This window comes from Planobispora longispora (genome assembly GCF_016863135.1).
Classification (GTDB): domain Bacteria; phylum Actinomycetota; class Actinomycetes; order Streptosporangiales; family Streptosporangiaceae; genus Planobispora; species Planobispora longispora.
This window is the reverse complement of the sequence record NZ_BOOH01000004.1, coordinates 38,911-56,710: the sequence shown is the minus strand read 5'-3', so window position 1 is coordinate 56,710 and position 17,800 is coordinate 38,911. Positions and strand designations below refer to the sequence as shown.

Genomic DNA, 17,800 nt, shown 5'->3' with positions numbered 1-17,800 from the left:
GCGGTGCGGCGGCGGCGACCGGCGGACGCCTCCCTTCACCCGCGGGCCGCGCGCCTGTCAAGACGGGGAGAAGACCCCCGTGCCCGGCAGGGGAGGAAGACGTCTATAAGGGGGAAACGGTATGGCCAGCTGCTATGAGCTGGAATAACATGCTTCTCCGGCTGGTTGGTGAAATGGGTGAAACTCGCACCAAATCGCCTTCGTAAGGGCCGGGTAGGCAGGTTTCCGGCAGGGTACGGTAATGTCTACACACCACGCAGCAGGGCCAACGTCGTCCCTTTGCTTGTCCAGACGAAGCAGAAGAAGACGACGGGAGGGATTCAATGCCTGCTGCCCGCCTCGGCTTTCCCGAGCCCCAGGGCCTGTACCACCCTTCGCACGAGCATGACGCCTGCGGTGTCGCCATGGTCGCGGACGTGGCCGGACGACGCAGCCACGACATCGTCACGAAGGCCCTGACGGCGCTGTGCAACCTTGACCACCGGGGGGCCCAGGGTAGTGAACCGGACACCGGCGACGGCGCCGGGATCCTCACGCAGATCCCCGACGGCCTCCTCCGCGCGGTCGTGCCCTTCGAGCTGCCCGCGGCCGGCCGCTACGCCGCCGGCGCGGCCTTCCTGCCGGCCGACCCGCAGGCCCGCGCCTCCGCCGAGCGGCTGATCGAGGGCATCGCCGCCGAAGAGGGCCTGACCGTCCTCGGCTGGCGCGACGTCCCGGTCACCCGGGAGCTGCCCGGCCCGAGCGCCCGCGCCGTGATGCCGTTCTTCCGCCAGCTGTTCGTCTCCTCCCCGGGCGGCGAGTCCGGCCTGGAGCTGGACCGGCTGGCCTTCTGCCTGCGCAAGCGCGCCGAGCACGAGGCGGACGTCTACTTCCCCTCGCTGTCGTCCCGGACGATCGTCTACAAGGGCATGCTCACCCCCGGCCAGGTCGAGCCGTTCTTCCCCGACCTGAGCGACGAGCGCTACGAGACCGCGATCGCGCTGGTCCACTCGCGCTTCTCCACCAACACCTTCCCGTCGTGGCCGCTGGCGCACCCGTACCGCTACATCGCCCACAACGGTGAGATCAACACGGTCAAGGGCAACCGCAACTGGATGCGCGCCCGCGAGGCCATGCTGGCGACCGCGAACATCCCCGGCGACCTGTCGCGCCTGTTCCCGATCTGCAACCCCGACAGCTCCGACACCGGCTCCTTCGACGAGGCGCTGGAGCTGCTCCACCTCGCCGGCCGCTCGCTGCCGCACGCCGTGCTGATGATGATCCCCGAGGCGTGGGAGAACCACACCGAGATGGACCCCGCCCGGCGGGCCTTCTACGAGTTCCACGCCTCCCTGATGGAGGCCTGGGACGGCCCCGCCTCGATCAGCTTCTCCGACGGCACCCTCGTCGGCGCCGTCCTCGACCGCAACGGCCTGCGCCCGGGCCGCTTCTGGGTCACCGACGACGGTCTCGTGGTCCTCGGCTCCGAGGCCGGCGTCCTCGACATCGCCCCCGAGCGCGTGGTCCGCAAGGGCCGCCTGCAGCCCGGCCGGATGTTCCTGATCGACACCGCCCGCGGCAAGATCATCGAGGACGACGAGATCAAGTCCGAGCTCGCCGCCGAACTCCCCTACGAGGAGTGGCTCCACGCCGGCCTGGTCCGCTTCGAGGAACTGCCCGCCCGCACCCGCGGCGTGCAGCCCGACGGAGTCGAGGGCGACACCCGCGAGGCGCTCGTCAAGCGGCAGCAGACCTTCGGCTACACCGAGGAGGAGCTGCGCGTCATCCTCAGCCCGATGGCGAAGACCGGCATCGAGCCGATCGGCTCGATGGGCACCGACACCCCCGTCGCCGTGCTCAGCGAGAAGCCCCGGCTGCTGTTCGACTACTTCAGCCAGCTGTTCGCGCAGGTCACCAACCCGCCGCTGGACGCCATCCGCGAGGAGCTCGTCACCTCCCTGGCCAGCACCCTGGGCCCCGAGGGCAACCTGCTCGACCCGGGCCCGGCCTCCTGCCGCCAGCTGGTCCTGCCGTACCCGGTGATCGACAACGACGAGCTCGCCAAGATCATCCACATCAACGACGAGGGCGCCCTCCCCGGCTTCCAGCCGCACGTCGTCTCCGGCCTGTACGAGGTCGAGGGCGGCGGCGAGGCCCTGCTCCGCCGCCTGGAGGAGATCCGGGCCGAGGTCTCCCAGGCCATCCGCGACGGCGCGCGCATCATCGTGCTGTCCGACCGCGGCTCCTCCGAGACGCTCGCCCCCATCCCGTCGCTGATGCTCACCGGCGCGGTCCACCACCACCTCATCGCCGAGAAGACCCGCACCCGCGTCGGCCTGGTCATCGAGACCGGCGACGCCCGCGAGTGCCACCACATGGCCCTGCTCGTCGGCTACGGCGCCGGCGCGGTCAACCCCTACCTCGCGATCGAGACCGTCGAGGACCTCGTCGACTCCGGCGCCCTCGCCGTCGACCGGCACAAGGCCGTGCGCAACCTCATCAAGGCGTACGGCAAGGGCGTCCTGAAGGTCATGTCCAAGATGGGCGTGTCCACCGTCGCCTCCTACACCGGCGCGCAGATCTTCGAGGCGCTCGGACTCGGCCAGCAGGTCATCGACACCTGCTTCGCCGGGACCACCTCCCGCCTGGGCGGCGTCGACTTCGACGTCCTGGCGCGCGAGACCGCCGAGCGGCACCGCCGCGCCTACCCGCGCGTGGCCGGCTCCCGGGCCCACCGCCGCCTGGAGGTCGGCGGCGAGTACCAGTGGCGCCGCGAGGGCGAGCCGCACCTGTTCAACCCCGAGACGGTCTTCAAGCTCCAGCACGCCACCCGCACCCGCCGCTACGAGATCTTCAAGGAGTACACGAACCTCGTGGACTCCCAGGCGGAGAAGCTCATGACGCTGCGCGGCCTGTTCCGCCTGCGCGACGGCGAGCGCCCGCCGGTCCCGATCGACGAGGTCGAGCCGGTCAGCGAGATCGTCAAGCGGTTCTCCACCGGAGCCATGTCCTACGGCTCCATCTCCCAGGAGGCCCACGAGACCCTCGCGATCGCCATGAACCGGCTGGGCGGCAAGTCCAACACCGGCGAGGGCGGCGAGGACCCCGAGCGCCTCTACGACCCGGCCCGCCGCTCCGCCATCAAGCAGGTCGCCTCCGGCCGCTTCGGCGTCACCAGCGAGTACCTCGTCAACGCCGACGACCTGCAGATCAAGATGGCCCAGGGCGCCAAGCCCGGCGAGGGCGGCCAGCTGCCCGGCCACAAGGTCTACCCGTGGGTCGCCAAGACCCGGCACTCCACCCCCGGCGTCGGCCTCATCTCGCCGCCGCCGCACCACGACATCTACTCCATCGAGGACCTCGCCCAGCTCATCCACGACCTGAAGAACGCCAACCCCGCCTCCCGCGTGCACGTCAAGCTCGTGGCCGAGGTCGGCGTCGGCACGGTCGCGGCGGGCGTCAGCAAGGCCCACGCCGACGTCGTGCTCATCTCCGGACACGACGGCGGCACCGGCGCCTCCCCGCTGACCTCCCTCAAGCACGCCGGCGCCCCCTGGGAGCTCGGCCTGGCCGAGACCCAGCAGACGCTGCTGCTCAACGGCCTGCGCGACCGCATCGTCGTCCAGGTCGACGGCCAGCTCAAGACCGGCCGCGACGTCGTCATCGCCGCCCTGCTCGGCGCCGAGGAGTACGGCTTCGCCACCGCCCCGCTGGTCGTCTCCGGCTGCGTCATGATGCGCGTGTGCCACCTGGACACCTGCCCGGTCGGAGTCGCCACCCAGAACCCCGAGCTGCGCAAGCGCTTCACCGGCAAGCCGGAGTTCGTGGTCAACTTCTTCGAGTTCATCGCCGAGGAGGTCCGCGAGTATCTCGCCGCGCTCGGCTTCCGCTCCCTGGACGAGGCCATCGGCCACGTCGAGCTGCTCGACACCGCCTCGGCCGAGGACCACTGGAAGGCCGCGGGTCTCGACCTGTCGCCCATCCTGCACCGGCCGGAGCTGCCCGAGGGCACCGCGCTGCGCCGTACGGTCGAGCAGGACCACGGCCTGGCCGCGGCGCTGGACAACACCCTGATCCAGCTCGCCGAGGGCGCCCTCAACGAGGGCCGCCGGGTCACCCTGGAACTGCCCATCCGCAACGTCAACCGCACGGTCGGCACCATGCTCGGCCACGAGGTGACCAAGCGGTACGGCGGCGCCGGCCTGCCCGACAACACCATCGACATCCGCTTCACCGGCTCGGCGGGCAACTCCTTCGGCGCCTTCGTGCCCAAGGGCATCACGCTCCGCCTGACCGGCGACGCCAACGACTACCTCGGCAAGGGCCTGTCCGGCGGCCGGATCACCGTCCAGCCGCACGACGCGGCCCCCCTCGACGGCCACATCATCGCCGGCAACGTCGCCCTGTACGGCGCCACCTCCGGCGAGGTGTTCGTCCGCGGCGTCATGGGCGAGCGCTTCTGCGTCCGCAACTCCGGCGCCACCGCCGTCGTCGAGGGCGTCGGCGACCACGGCTGCGAGTACATGACCGGCGGCAAGGTCGTCGTCCTCGGCCCCACCGGCCGCAACTTCGCGGCCGGCATGTCCGGAGGCGTCGCCTACCTGCTCGACCTCGACCCCGCCCGCGTCAACCGCGAGATGGTCGAGATCGAAGCCGTCGGCGAGGCCGACGCCGACGAGCTCCGGGAGATCGTCGAGAAGCACCTGGCCGAGACCGGCTCCACGGTCGCCAAGGAGCTGCTCGCCGACTGGGACCCGGCGCGCTTCAGCAAGATCATGCCGACCGACTACAAGCGGGTCCTGCTCGCCGCCGAGGCCGCGCGCCTCGAGGGCAGGGACATCGACGAGGCGGTCATGACCGCCGCGGTTCAGGGGTGAGGGCCGTGAGAAGGGTCATGATGACCGACTGTGCTGGATTCCAGGGATAAGGGGAGGTAACACCGATGGCTGACCCGAAGGGTTTCCTGAACCACGGGCGCGAGCTGCCGGCGCGCCGCCCGGTGGACGTGCGCATCCGCGACTGGCGGGAGGTCTACCAGGACTTCCCCGCCGAGAAGCTGACCAAGCAGGCGTCCCGCTGCATGGACTGCGGCATCCCGTTCTGCCACAACGGCTGCCCGCTGGGGAACCTCATCCCCGAGTGGAACGACCTCGTCTACCGCGACGACTGGCGCGAGGCCATCGAGCGGCTGCACGCCACCAACAACTTCCCGGAGTTCACCGGCCGCCTGTGCCCGGCTCCGTGTGAGGCGGCGTGCGTCCTCGGCATCAACTCCGACCCGGTCGCCATCAAGCGGGTCGAGGTCGAGATCATCGACCGCGCCTTCGACGAGGGCTGGGTCGCCCCGCAGATCCCCGCGGTCAGGACCGGCAAGCGCGTCGCCGTCGTCGGCTCCGGCCCCGCGGGCCTGGCCGCCGCCCAGCAGCTCACCCGCGCCGGGCACGACGTGGTGGTGTTCGAGCGGGCCGACCGCATCGGCGGCCTGCTCCGCTACGGCATCCCCGAGTTCAAGATGGAGAAGCGGCACATCGACCGCCGCCTGGAGCAGATGCGGGCCGAGGGCACCGAGTTCCGCACCGGCGTCGACGTCGGCGTGGACGTCACCGCCGCCCGGCTCCGCGAGGAGTTCGACGCGGTCGTGCTCGCCGGCGGCGCGACCCAGTGGCGGGACCTGCCCGTCGCCGGGCGCGACCTGAAGGGCGTCTACCAGGCGATGGAGTACCTCCCGCCGGCCAACAAGGTCCAGGAGGGCGACTTCGCCGAGTCCCCGATCTCGGCCGAGGGCAAGCACGTGGTCGTGATCGGCGGCGGCGACACCGGCGCCGACTGCATCGGCACCGCCATCCGCCAGGGCGCCGCCTCGGTGACCCAGCTGGAGATCATGCCGCAGCCCCCGGCCGGCCGCCCCGGCAGCCAGCCGTGGCCCACGTTCCCCATCCTGTTCAAGATGGAGAGCGCCCACGAGGAGCTGGCCGACGGCGGCGGCGACCGGGTCTACGCGGTCTCGACCACCGAGTTCGTCGGCGACGCCGACGGCAACGTCCGGGCGCTGCGCCTGGTCGAGGTCGAGGGCCCGCAGAGCGGCTTCAAGCCGATCCCGGGCACCGAGCGGGAGATCCCGGCCGAGCTGGTCACCCTCTCCATGGGCTTCATCGGCCCGGAGAAGGGCGCGCTCCTGTCCGACCTGGCGGCCGAGGGCGGCGAGGACTTCTACGACGCCCGCGGCAACGTCGCCCGGGACAGGGACTACCAGTCGAAGGTGGAGGGCGTCTTCGTCGCCGGCGACATGGGCCGCGGCCAGTCCCTGATCGTCTGGGCGATCGCCGAGGGCCGCTCGGCCGCGGCGGCCGCCGACCGCTACCTGTCCGGCGAGACCGCCCTTCCGGTCGCGATCCCGCCGACCGCCCGCCCGCTGGTCTGAGATCAGCGGGGTTCCCGTCCGCCCCGCCCCGCCGGTCCGGTCACGGTTCCGGCGGGCGGGTCACCGGCCTCGCAGCCCGTTCCGCCCTCTCCGCCCGCCCGGTGAGGGGGTGGAACGGGCTTTCGCCGTACTAAGTGCCCATGTCGTCTTATGCCGGAAGTATCTGATCAGGCAGTACTCAAGTTGCTTTGTCGGCTGTATGGCTGAAAGATGCTGCTCCTTGGTTCCACGGGGGGAGAGTCGATGAAGTACGCGCGCGGACGCCGTCTCGCAGGCGTGACGGCGGCGGCCGCACTGGCCGCGATCCTGGCCGCGGCGGCTCCCGCGACGGCCACGGCCACGGCCGCCGAACCGCTCCGCGACTACCTCGTCTTCTACGCCGACGGAGCCCGCGACCGGGCGCTGCGGGCGATCACCGACGGCGGCGGGGCCGCGCTGTCCACCGAGCCCAAGCTCCGCTACATCGTCGCCGAGGGCCCCGGCCCGCGGTTCGTCGAGACCCTCGCCGCCAGCGACGCCGTCGCCGGAATCTCTTCCGACCGCAGGATCGGCGCCGCCACCGCCCTCCCCGCGACCCCGGCGGGCACCGGCGGCCTCCCCGCGGCCCCGGCGGCCGCCACCGCCTTCCCCGACGGCAACGCCCTCCTCGGAAAGCGCGGCAAGGCCGAACCCCTCGCCGCACGCCAGTGGGACATGAAGATGATCGGCGCCACCGCCGGCGGCTCCCACGCCACCGCACCCGGCGACCGCAAAGTGCTCGTCGGCGTCATCGACACCGGCGTCGACGGCAAACACCCCGACATCGCCCCCAACTTCGACGCCGCCCGCAGCCGCAACTTCGTCACCGACCGGCCCGACGACCCCAACGGCGCCGAACTCGACGGGCCCTGCGAGTTCGACGGCTGCAAGGACCCCGCCGACTGGGACGACGACGGCCACGGCACCCACGTGGCCAGCACCATCGCCTCTCCCGCCAACGGCCTGGGCATCGCCGGGGTCGCCCCCAAGGTGACGATCGTCAACCTGCGCGCCGGGCAGGACTCCGGCCTGTTCTTCCTCAAGCCCAGCCTCGACGCCCTCACCTACGCCGCCGACAACGGCATCGACGTCGTCAACATGAGCTACTACGTCGACCCCTGGCTGTTCAACTGCGCCGCCAACCCCGCCGACTCCAAGGCCGAGCAGCTCGAACAGCGCGGCATCATCACCGGCATGCAGCGCGCCCTCGACTACGCCCGCGAGCACGGCGTCACCCTGATCAGCGCCATCGGCAACAACTCCACCGACCTCGGCAAGCCCAGGACCGACACCAGCAGCCCCGACTACCCGCTCGAGACCGAGCGCACCCGCACGGTCGACAACTCCTGCCTCAACGTCCCCGCCGAGTCCAAGGGCGTCATCTCCGTCTCCGCCGTCGGCCCCAGCAAGCGCAAGTCCTACTTCTCCGACTACGGCACCGAGCAGACCGACCTCGCGGCGCCCGGCGGCGACGAACACGACGGCTCCGGCGGCCCCGACGTCAACCGGCTCATCCTCGCCGCCGCCCCCGAGCACGTGCTCCGCAAGCAGGGCCTCATCGCCGCCGACGGCGCCCCCAAGAGCTCCGCCGTCGTCCGCGACTGCCAGAACGGCGTCTGCGCCTACTACCAGTACCTCGCGGGCACCTCCATGGCCGCCCCGCACGCCACCGGCGTCGCCGCCATCCTCGTCGCCCGCTTCGGCGCCCCCTCCGCCGACGGCGTCACCATGCCCCCGGCCGACGTCGAACGCCTGCTCTACGCCACCGCCACCGCCAGGGGCTGCCCGTCGCCCAAGGCGTACGTCTACGACCTGGGCCAGGGGAAGGACACCCACGTCTGCGAGGGCAGGAAAGCCCGCAACGGCTTCTACGGCCACGGCATCGTCGACGCCGCCGAGGCCGCGACCGCCTCCCGCTGACGTCCCGGCCCCTCCGGCATACGGCTCGGCCCCCGGCGGGGCGGCCCGGCCGGAAGAGCCCGGCGCGCCAGGGACGAGATCCGCGACCTGAGTAGGAGTACGGATACCGCAGCCGCCCCCCGCTGCCTAGCGTGGAGACATGACGTACCGCCTCATCGGGGAAGCGGCGATGGTCGTGCACTTCCTCTTCCTCGTCTTCATGGCCGTCGGCGGCTTCCTCTCCTGGCGCTGGCCCCGCCTCATCGCGGCCCACCTCGCCGTCGCCGCCTGGGGCGTCCTGTCCGTCGTCACCGGGGTGGAATGCCCCCTGACCGTCGTCGAGGACTGGGGGCGCCGCAACGCCGGACAGGAAGGGCTGCCCTCCAGCGGGTTCATCGACCACTACGTCGAAGGAGTGATCTACCCGGAGGAACACACGAATCTGGCCCGCCTCGCCGTCGCCGCCCTCGTGCTGATCTCCTGGATCGGTTACTTCCGCATGAAACGGGGGGCCGATTCGCCACCCCACGTCAACCAGGAGTAGCGTTACGTCACCGAGTTTTTCATCGGCGATATGACCCCCGTCACTCCCAAGTGGTCTGTACCAATTAGGGTGGGACCCGTGACTCGTCGCGCGAAAATCGTCTGCACTCTCGGCCCTGCCACCTCCTCACTCGAACGCCTCCGCGAACTCATCGCCGCAGGCATGGACGTGGCCCGTTTCAACCTCAGCCACGGCAGCCACGAGCTGCACAAAGAGGTCTACGACAGGCTGAAGGAGGCGGCCGCCGACCTCGGCCGCGGCGTAGGCGTCCTCGCCGACCTGCAGGGCCCCAAGATCCGTGTCGGCAAGTTCGAGGAGGGTCCCGTCCGCCTCGGCTTCGGCGACGTCTTCACCATCACCACCGAAGGGGTCCCCGGCGACCGCGAGCAGGTCTCCACCACCTACCTCGGCCTCCCCAAGGACGTCCGCCCCGGCGACAGCATCCTCGTCGACGACGGCCGCGTCCACCTCGAGGTCACCAGGGTCGACGGTCCCCGCGTCACCACCCGCGTCGTCATCGGCGGCATGATCTCCGACAACAAGGGCCTCAACCTGCCCGGCGTCAACGTCAGCGCCCCGGCCCTCACCGACAAGGACGAGGCCGACCTCCGCTGGGCCCTGCGCACCGGCTTCGACCTCATCGCCCTGTCCTTCGTCCGCCGTCCCTCCGACGCCGACGTCGTCCGCAACATCATGGAGCAGGAGGGCGTCCGCCTCCCCCTGCTCGCCAAGATCGAGAAGCCGCAGGCCGTCGAGCGCCTCCCCGAGATCATCGAGGCCTTCGACGGCATCATGGTCGCCCGCGGCGACCTCGGCGTCGAGCTCCCCCTCGAAGAGGTCCCGGTCGTCCAGCGGCGCGCCATCGAGCTCTGCCGTGAGAAGGCCCGCCCCGTCATCGTCGCCACCCAGATGCTCGACTCCATGATGAGCGCCCCCCGGCCCACCCGCGCCGAGGCCTCCGACGTCGCCTACGCCGTCATGGACGGCGCCGACGCCGTCATGCTCTCCGGCGAGACCTCCGTCGGCACCTATCCCATCGAGTCCGTCGCCACCATGAGCCGCATCGCCACCTCCGCCGAGCACTCCGTCCTGGAGGCCACCCACAGCCTCGACCGGCGCCCCGAGACCACCGGCGGCGCCATCGCCCGCGCCGCCGCCGAGGTCGGCGCCATCGTCGGGGCCAAGGCCCTCGTCGCCTTCACCATGTCCGGTGAGACCGCGCGCCGCCTGGCCCGCTACCGCTCGCCCATCCCGCTGCTCGCCTTCACCTCCGCGCCCCACGTCCGCGGCCAGCTCGCCCTCACCTGGGGAGTGGAGACCTTCGAGGTCCCCTTCGTCCACCACACCGACGACATGGTCCGCCAGGTCGAGGCCGCCCTCCTGGCCCACGCCCGCCTGGAGAAGGGCGACAAGGTCGTCATCGTGGCCGGCTCCCCGCCCGGCACCGCCGGCTCCACCAACGCCCTGCGCGTCCACACCATCGGCTCGGCCGTCGCCCATCCCGTCTGACCGGCGGATGCGGCCTTCCCGGGGACGGCCGCGCGAGACGACCGGGGACCTGCGCCTCACCCGACGGGCGCAGGTCCCCGCGTGCGTATCCCGGCCATGCGGAACATGTGCCCGGGCTCGTTCTCGAAGAGGGGGCGGGGCCCCTTGCGCGCGGTGACGCCGCAGGTGCGAAGGGCGTCCCGAGCGGGTGTGGCGGAACCTCCCGACTCGATGATCGTGAGGTGGAGTGGTGCCCCGAGTGGGATTCGAACCCACACTAGATGGTGTTTGAGACCATTTCCTCTGCCGTTGGGATATCGGGGCATATTCCGGATTTGTCCGGATTGGGTGCCTACTCCGAGTTTACCCGGAAGTGGATCAGTCGCGGAGACCGGCGTGGTCCTAATCTAGCCGACGTCTGTACCCTCTTGCTCGTGAGTACGCAGCGGCGAGTGGTGATCGCGGAAGACGAGGCGTTGATCCGCCTCGACCTGAAGGAGATGCTGGAAGAGGACGGGTACGCCGTCGTCGGCGAGGCCGGGGACGGGGAGGCGGCGGTCAAGCTGGCGCTGGAGCTCAAGCCGGATCTGGTGATCCTGGATGTGAAGATGCCGGTGCTGGACGGGATCTCCGCCGCCGAGCAGATCGTGTCGCGCCGGATCGCGCCGTGTCTGATTTTGACCGCGTTCTCGCAGCGGGACCTGGTGGAGCGGGCCCGGGACGCGGGGGCCATGGCCTACCTGGTGAAGCCGTTCACGAAGTCGGATCTGGTGCCGGCGATCGAGATGGCGGTGAGCCGTCACGAGGAGATCGCGGCGCTGGAGCGCGAGGTGGGGACGCTTTCGGAGCGGCTGGAGACGCGCAAGCTGGTGGAGCGGGCGAAGGGCCTGCTGATGGCCGAGCACGGGTGGAGCGAGCCGCAGGCGTTCCGGTGGATCCAGAAGGCGTCGATGGACCGCCGGCTGAGCATGCGCCAGGTGGCGCAGATCGTGGTGGGGGAGGCGCCGGGGGCCTCGGAGGGCTGACCGGACTCTGACCGGAGACTGTCAGGGGCCCGTGTGGCGGCTGGGACGCAGGAGGGTCTTGCGGGTGAGCCCGCGCATGCTTTGGATGGAGGGCGTGCGCGGGCTTCTTCATGTCCGGTGTGTCGGCTTGGAGAGATCGCAGGTTGGCGGTGACCATGGCTTTTGTGGCTAGTAGCCGAAAAGAATCGGTGTAATAACGAAGCGGTAACGTAGGGCTCTCCTGTATCGACCTGTGACATCCGCTGGCTGTACTAACCGACACACCCCCTGGCCACTCCGCCAGGGGAGGGCATCTGTGAACCTGGTCCTGACCATGGACCGGGTGAAAGGAAGGCAACCTTGCGGCCTAAGACTGCTCGCCTCGGTGGAGTCCTTGCTGCCGGCGTGGCGCTCTCGCTTGCCCTTGCCGCCTGTGGCGGGGGCGAGACGGGGACCACTCCGGGGGGCGGCGACACGGGTGCGGCTCCGACGAGCGTGAAGATTGGTTTCATCGGCGACTTGACCGGTGACAACGCGGCGATCGTGATTCCGCCGCGGAACGGCGCGCAGCTCGCGATCGACGAGTACAACGCGAAGAACCCGAAGGTGAAGATCGAGCTGGTTCCGCTGGACTCCAAGGCGGACCCGAGCACGGCGGCCAACCTGGCGAAGACGGCTATCACTGAGCACAAGGTCGTGGGCATCATCGGCCCGGCCTTCTCCGGTGAGTCGCAGCAGGTGCAGCCCATCCTGGAGGAGGCGAAGATCCCGAGCGTGTCGCCGTCCGCGACGCGTACGGCGCTGGCCGACGCCGGGATGCAGTTCTGGCACCGTGTCGTGGCCAACGACGACGTCCAGGGCCCGGCGGCCGCCGAGTTCGTCGCCCGCGCGGTGAAGCCGAAGAAGGCGTTCGTCATCGACGACAAGTCCGCCTACGGCCAGGGCCTGGGCCAGGCGGTGCAGAAGGCCCTGGGCTCCAGCGCCGAGGTTCAGACCGACTCCTTCGAGGCCACGGCGACGGACTTCTCCTCGACCGTGAACAAGGTCGCGGCGTTCAACCCGGACTTCGTGTTCTTCGGCGGTTACTACGCCCAGGCGGGTCCGCTGCTCAAGCAGCTGCGTGACAAGGGCATCAAGGCCGGCTTCATGTCCGGCGACGGCTCGCTGCACACCCAGCTGATCGAGGGCGCGGGCGCCGAGCAGGCCGAGGGCGCGCTGCTGTCCTGCCCCTGCAAGATCGCTTACGCGTGGGCCGCGCAGGACGAGAACTCCAAGAAGTTCACCGACACCTTCAAGTCGAAGTTCTCGGGTCAGCTTCCCGAGATCTACGCCACCGAGGGCTACGACGCCGCCAGCGCGTTCATCAAGGCGATCGAGGCCGGCAACACCGACCCGGTGAAGATCAACGACTTCCTGAAGACCGTTGACTTCCAGGGTCTGGGCAAGCAGGTCAAGTTCACCGACAAGGGTGAGGTCGAGGACAAGAACGTCTACATCTACCAGGTGAAGGGCGGCGAGATCGTCTCCGTCGGCAACTCCACGGAAGCGACCATCGGCTAGTTCGGACCTGACGGTCTTCGTGTAGCGCGGGAGCGAGGGCGCCACGGCGCCCTCGCTCCTCGCGCACGCGGGGTCGGTCCTCATCCCTGAAAGCGACGAACGTGCTGGATAACTTCAACAACCTCGTCAGCCAGTTCTGGCCGCAAACGATGGACGGCCTCATCAAGGGCTCCATCTACGCTCTGGTCGCCCTCGGCTACACAATGGTCTACGGCGTGCTGCGGCTGATCAACTTCGCGCACTCCGAGATCTTCATGATCGGCACCATGGGTTCGCTGGTGGTGCTGACGACTCTGGGGATCAGCTCCCCGGTGAGCGGAGTGGCCCTGATAGGGCTGCTCATGCTCATGGCGGTGGTGGGCATGCTCGCCTCGGGCGGCACCGCGGTGCTGCTGGAGCAGATCGCCTACCGTCCGCTGCGCAAGCGCGGATCCTCCCGGCTGGCGGCACTGATCTCGGCGATCGGCGCCTCCCTGTTCCTGGCGGAGTTCTTCGCCCTGGTGGTCATCCCCTGGCTGTTCGACCGGCCGGGACAGGGCCGGAACATCATCGGCGTCAAGCGCTTCATGCAGCGCGAGGAGCTGTTCACCATCGGGAACCTGACGGTGACCAACGACCAGGTTCTGGTTCTGGGCGCCGCGGTGATGATGATGATCCTCCTCGACCTGCTGGTGAACCGCACCAAGATCGGTCGCGGTATCCGCGCGACGGCCCAGGATCCGCAGACGGCGGTGCTGATGGGTGTGAACATCGACCGGGTGGTCCGGACGACGTTCCTCATCGGCGGTGCGATGGCCGGTGTGGCCGGGACGCTCTGGCTGCTGAAGTACGAGAACACCCGGTTCAACATCGGCTTCCTGCTGGGCATCAAGGCGTTCACGGCGGCGGTGCTCGGCGGCATCGGCAACGTGCGGGGCGCGCTGGTGGGCGGGTTCGTGCTGGGACTCGTCGAGAACTACGGCGCCTCTTTCTTCGGCAGCGCCTGGCTGGACGTGGTGGCGTTCATCATCCTGGTCCTGGTGCTCATGTTCCGCCCCACCGGTATTCTCGGTGAATCCCTTCAGGTGGCCCGCGCATGATAAAGAACCGAGTCTCCGGCGTCTTCGACACGATCCACGACACCTGGGCCGGGTTGCCCGGCTGGCAGCGCTGGATCGTCTACGCCGCGCTGTTCGTGCTCGCGCTGGCGCTTCCGTCCCTGCCGATCTCGTCCTTCATGTCGCCGCACGTGTCGTGGGGGGACGTCCTGTTCTTCCCGATCGGCGTGTACATCCTGCTCGCGCTCGGTCTCAACATCGTGGTGGGCAAGGCCGGCCTGCTGGACCTGGGGTTCGTGGCGTTCTTCGCGATCGGCGCCTACCACATCGCGTACATCGGCACCCAGACCGAGTGGAACTTCTGGGCCATCCTGCCGATCGCGGTGCTGATGGCCGCGGTGTCGGGCATCATCCTGGGCGCGCCGACGCTGCGGCTGCGCGGTGACTACCTGGCGATCGTCACGCTGGGCTTCGGTGAGATCGTCCGTATCACGGCGGTGAACACCGAGGCGATCGGCGGCACCAACGGCATCGCCGGCATCCCGCACCCGCCGAGCGTCGAGGGTGTGGTCTTCTTCGGCCACGAGATCTTCAAGTACGGCCTGCTGGACTCCCGGCCGTACTACTACCTGCTGGTGCTGCTCTGCGCGATCGTGATCATCCTGACGGTCCGCTGGGACCACAGCCGGGTGGGCCGCGCCTGGGCGGCGATCCGGGAGGACGAGGACGCCGCCGAGGTGATGGGCGTCCCGACGTACAAGTTCAAGCTGCTGGCGTTCGCGACCGGCGCGGCGATCGGCGGCGCGACGGGCGTCTTCTGGGCGGGCAAGGTCATCTCGATCGTGCCGCAGGACTTCCCGTTCATGCTGTCGGCGACGATCCTGGCGGCCGTGGTGCTCGGCGGTTCGGGGAACATCCCCGGCGTGATGCTGGGCGCGTTCCTGGTGGCGTGGCTGCCGGAGCGGTTCCGCGGCTTCGCGGAGTACCGGATCCTGGTCTTCGGCGCGGTGCTGGTGCTCATGATGGCGCTCCGGCCGGAGGGCCTGATCCCGTCGAGGCAGCGCAAGGCCGAGCTGAAAGCGGGAACGGGCGGCATGGGCAGCCTGGGCGCCGAGGTCGGCGGCCCGGACAGCGTCGAGGCCGCGGAGGTGGCGAAGTGAGCGAGGCCAAGGATCTCCTCAAGCTCGACAACGTCGTCATGCAGTTCGGCGGTGTGACCGCCCTGCGTGAGATGGAGCTGAACGTGCGTGAGGGTGAGATCTTCGCGCTGATCGGCCCGAACGGCGCGGGCAAGACGACGGTGTTCAACGTGATCACCGGTGTCTACCGGCCGACGAAGGGCCGGGTGCTGTTCGACGGCAGCCGGATCGACGGCATGAAGCGGTTCCGGATCACCAAGCGGGGCATCGCCCGGACGTTCCAGAACATCCGCTTGTTCCAGAACATGTCGGCGATGGAGAACGTCCTGGTGGGCGCGGACGCGCACCACCGGGCGGGGGCGCTCAGCGCGGGTCTGGGCCTGCCGGTGCACCGCCGGGAGGAGCGGGAGGGCCGCGCGCTGGCCGAGGAGCTGCTCGACTTCGTCGGAGTGTCGGGGCGTTCGCACGAGTTCGCCAAGAACCTGCCGTACGGTGACCAGCGCCGCCTGGAGATCGCGCGGGCGCTGGCGACCAATCCGAAGCTGCTGCTGCTGGACGAGCCGGCGGCGGGCATGAACCCGGCGGAGAAGGTCGCGCTGCAGGGCCTGATCCGGAAGATCCGGGACGCCGGCCGCACGGTCCTGCTCATCGAGCACGACATGAGCCTGGTCATGGGCATCAGCGACCGCGTCGCGGTGGTCGACTTCGGACAGAAGATCGCCGAAGGTCTCCCTGCCGACGTGCAGCGCGACCCGAGGGTCATCGAGGCGTACTTGGGGGCTCCCGCAGATGCTTCTTGAGGTCAAGGACATCAACGTCCACTACGGAAAGATCCAGGCGCTCCACGGGGTGTCGCTGGAGGTCGACCAGGGTGAGATCGTCACGCTGATCGGCGCGAACGGCGCGGGCAAGACGACGACGCTGCGCACGATCTCGGGGATCCGCAGCCTGTCGTCGGGCAGCATCTCCTTCGACGGCCGGGACATCTCCAAGGTGCCCGGGCACAAGCGGGTGATCGCCGGGATCGGCCAGGCCCCCGAGGGCCGCGGCGTGTTCCCCGGCATGACGGTGCACGAGAACCTGCTGATGGGCGCGTACGCCCGCAAGGGGGAGCTGGACAAGGACCTCGCGGAGGTCTACGAGCTGTTCCCCCGGCTGGCCGAGCGCCGCACGCAGCTGGGCGGCACCATGTCGGGCGGTGAGCAGCAGATGGTCGCGATCGGCCGGGCGCTGATGACCAAGCCGAAGGTGCTGCTGCTGGACGAGCCCTCGATGGGCCTGGCGCCGATGCTGGTGGCGCAGATCTTCGAGATCGTCAAGGAGATCAACCGGCGCGGCACGACGGTGCTGCTGATCGAGCAGAACGCCTCGCAGGCGCTGCAGATCGCGCACCGGGCCTACATCCTGGAAACCGGCAGGATCGTCAAGAGCGCCCCGGCGTCGGAGCTGCTGAACGACCCCGCGGTCCAGGCCGCCTACCTGGGCGCGGGCCTGGAGCACTGATCCGGGCCGGGTGGGAGAGGAACCGGCCCCGCCGGCTCTCCCGCCCGCGCCACGGACGCACCGGCCCGGCGACGGATCACCGCCGCCGGCGCCGAGCGGTCCGCTTCATCGGCCGGCGCCGGACGGGTCCCGGCGGATGACCGGCCGGAAGAGGCCGCGGAACACGGCCGCGGGGCGCAGGGCCGTGCCGACGACCATGTCGATTCCGTAGAACCCGGTCATGAGGGAATCCACGCTGTAGCGGGGATTGTCGCCCCGGATGATGATCTTTCCTTCCGGCACGGGTGACCCCGCGGGCGTCCCCGTGCTGCGTTCGAACTCCGCGGGCACCGGATCACCGGGTACGGCGATCACCCTCTTGATGAGGAGCGGCGCCGTACCCGGCAGGTCCGGCGCGCCGTGAGGCGCGTTTCCCGGGGCGGGGCCTGCGGCGGTGCCGGGGCCCCGCAGCAGCACCAGGGCTCCCGGCCGGAGCCCTCGGCCCGGACGGCGCCGGATGAGCACTCTCTGGCCCGGCCGGAGCGTCGGCTCCATGCTCCGGCCGTTCACGTTCACCGTGAACACCCGGCCGGTCAGCACCGGGACGAGCGCGCACACGAACAGGAGACCGGCCGCCGACAGCGCGCCGGCGAGGATCACACCGAGCATGTCCGGTTCACCGCGCGCTCTCCCGGCGCGTTCGCGGGGGTCCGGCGACGAGGGCCGCCAGGTCGTCGAAACGGACGACGAGCATCCCGGCGGTGAACGCGGCGCCCAGGGCGATGGCCACGCCGGCGGCCTCATGGGCCCCGCCGGGACGGGCGAGCGCCCAGCCGCCTGCGGTGACGGCCAGGAGCAGGCCGTTGCGGAACAGGTGGCGGCGGCTCATCGGCGCCCCGGACGGTCCGAAGCAGGCGCACCGTACGGTCGCCTCACGCCGGACGGTGCGCCAGATCACCGTGGTGAAGATCAGCAACATGCCCGCCGCGAGCATGTAGCCGATCCGCGCGGAGGGTGCCCAGACCAGTGACGCCGCGGTCAGAGCCTCGGCGGCGGTGACGGTCACGGCCGCGGGAGGCGCCCACCGGGCGGCGATCCCGAGGTCGGTCAGGGATCGGGTGAAGGACCGCCACGAGGCCGTGTTCCTGGCCTTGCCCGCCGCCGACACGGTGAAGACGAGGGCCAGAAGCGCCCGGCACGACAGCTCCAGGTAGTGCATGATCATCTCC

General features: G+C 70.1%; 13 protein-coding genes and 1 tRNA gene. 11 read left to right on the top strand and 3 right to left on the bottom strand.

Annotated elements, in window-relative coordinates:
- The first annotated feature begins 323 nt into the window (after positions 1 to 323).
- The 5 genes from gltB (at position 324) to pyk (ending at position 10,370) form a co-directional block, all read left to right on the top strand.
- Entirely contained in the window at positions 324 to 4,856 is a 4,533-nt protein-coding gene (gltB, locus tag Plo01_RS02580) for a glutamate synthase large subunit (RefSeq protein WP_203888828.1), read from the top strand.
- Positions 4,857 to 4,921: 65 nt separating this feature from the next.
- A complete protein-coding gene (locus Plo01_RS02575) occupies positions 4,922 to 6,400 on the top strand; it encodes a glutamate synthase subunit beta (RefSeq protein ID WP_203888827.1) in 1,479 nt (492 codons plus the stop codon).
- 243 nt (positions 6,401 to 6,643) lie between these two features.
- Positions 6,644 to 8,338, top strand: a complete 1,695-nt coding sequence (locus Plo01_RS02570; protein ID WP_203888826.1) for a S8 family peptidase — start codon at positions 6,644 to 6,646, stop codon at positions 8,336 to 8,338.
- A 139-nt stretch (positions 8,339 to 8,477) separates the two neighbouring features.
- The gene (locus Plo01_RS02565) at positions 8,478 to 8,861 is read left to right on the top strand and encodes a DUF2784 domain-containing protein (protein WP_203888825.1); all 384 of its coding nucleotides are present in this window, start codon (positions 8,478 to 8,480) and stop codon (positions 8,859 to 8,861) included.
- 78 nt (positions 8,862 to 8,939) lie between these two features.
- Complete coding sequence (gene pyk / locus Plo01_RS02560; protein ID WP_203888824.1) at positions 8,940 to 10,370, top strand: pyruvate kinase; 1,431 nt, start codon at positions 8,940 to 8,942, stop codon at positions 10,368 to 10,370.
- Positions 10,371 to 10,597: 227 nt separating this feature from the next.
- Here pyk and Plo01_RS02555 read toward each other — a convergent pair.
- Positions 10,598 to 10,673, bottom strand: a tRNA-Leu gene (locus tag Plo01_RS02555).
- A 110-nt stretch (positions 10,674 to 10,783) separates the two neighbouring features.
- On the opposite strand from Plo01_RS02555, the gene Plo01_RS02550 reads away from it, so the two are divergent.
- The 6 genes from Plo01_RS02550 to Plo01_RS02525 all read left to right on the top strand — a co-directional run bounded on the left by Plo01_RS02550 (position 10,784) and on the right by Plo01_RS02525 (position 16,592).
- On the top strand, positions 10,784 to 11,374 hold the full coding sequence (locus Plo01_RS02550; protein ID WP_239315815.1) for an ANTAR domain-containing response regulator: 591 nt from the start codon (positions 10,784 to 10,786) through the stop codon (positions 11,372 to 11,374).
- Positions 11,375 to 11,758: 384 nt separating this feature from the next.
- Complete coding sequence (locus tag Plo01_RS02545; RefSeq protein ID WP_275415354.1) at positions 11,759 to 12,913, top strand: branched-chain amino acid ABC transporter substrate-binding protein; 1,155 nt, start codon at positions 11,759 to 11,761, stop codon at positions 12,911 to 12,913.
- A gap of 101 nt (positions 12,914 to 13,014) precedes the next feature.
- Positions 13,015 to 13,992 carry a branched-chain amino acid ABC transporter permease gene (locus Plo01_RS02540; protein ID WP_307837351.1) on the top strand — a complete coding sequence of 326 codons (978 nt, stop codon included), beginning with the start codon at positions 13,015 to 13,017 and terminating at the stop codon, positions 13,990 to 13,992.
- Entirely contained in the window at positions 13,989 to 15,110 is a 1,122-nt protein-coding gene (locus Plo01_RS02535; RefSeq protein WP_203888822.1) for a branched-chain amino acid ABC transporter permease, read from the top strand. The genes Plo01_RS02540 and Plo01_RS02535 overlap by 4 nt, the downstream gene beginning before the upstream one ends.
- Before the next feature lie 38 nt (positions 15,111 to 15,148).
- Positions 15,149 to 15,889 carry an ABC transporter ATP-binding protein gene (locus Plo01_RS02530; RefSeq protein ID WP_203888925.1) on the top strand — a complete coding sequence of 247 codons (741 nt, stop codon included), beginning with the start codon at positions 15,149 to 15,151 and terminating at the stop codon, positions 15,887 to 15,889.
- The gene (locus Plo01_RS02525; RefSeq protein ID WP_203888821.1) at positions 15,879 to 16,592 is read left to right on the top strand and encodes an ABC transporter ATP-binding protein; all 714 of its coding nucleotides are present in this window, start codon (positions 15,879 to 15,881) and stop codon (positions 16,590 to 16,592) included. Before Plo01_RS02530 ends, Plo01_RS02525 begins: the two co-directional genes overlap by 11 nt.
- A gap of 105 nt (positions 16,593 to 16,697) precedes the next feature.
- Here Plo01_RS02525 and Plo01_RS02520 read toward each other — a convergent pair whose 3' ends face one another.
- Together Plo01_RS02520 and Plo01_RS02515 are read right to left on the bottom strand one after the other, a co-directional pair.
- On the bottom strand, positions 16,698 to 17,240 hold the full coding sequence (locus tag Plo01_RS02520) for a S26 family signal peptidase (protein WP_203888820.1): 543 nt from the start codon (positions 17,238 to 17,240) through the stop codon (positions 16,698 to 16,700).
- A 7-nt stretch (positions 17,241 to 17,247) separates the two neighbouring features.
- The gene (locus tag Plo01_RS02515; protein ID WP_203888819.1) at positions 17,248 to 17,790 is read right to left on the bottom strand and encodes a MauE/DoxX family redox-associated membrane protein; all 543 of its coding nucleotides are present in this window, start codon (positions 17,788 to 17,790) and stop codon (positions 17,248 to 17,250) included.
- Between the last annotated feature and the right edge of the window lie 10 nt (positions 17,791 to 17,800).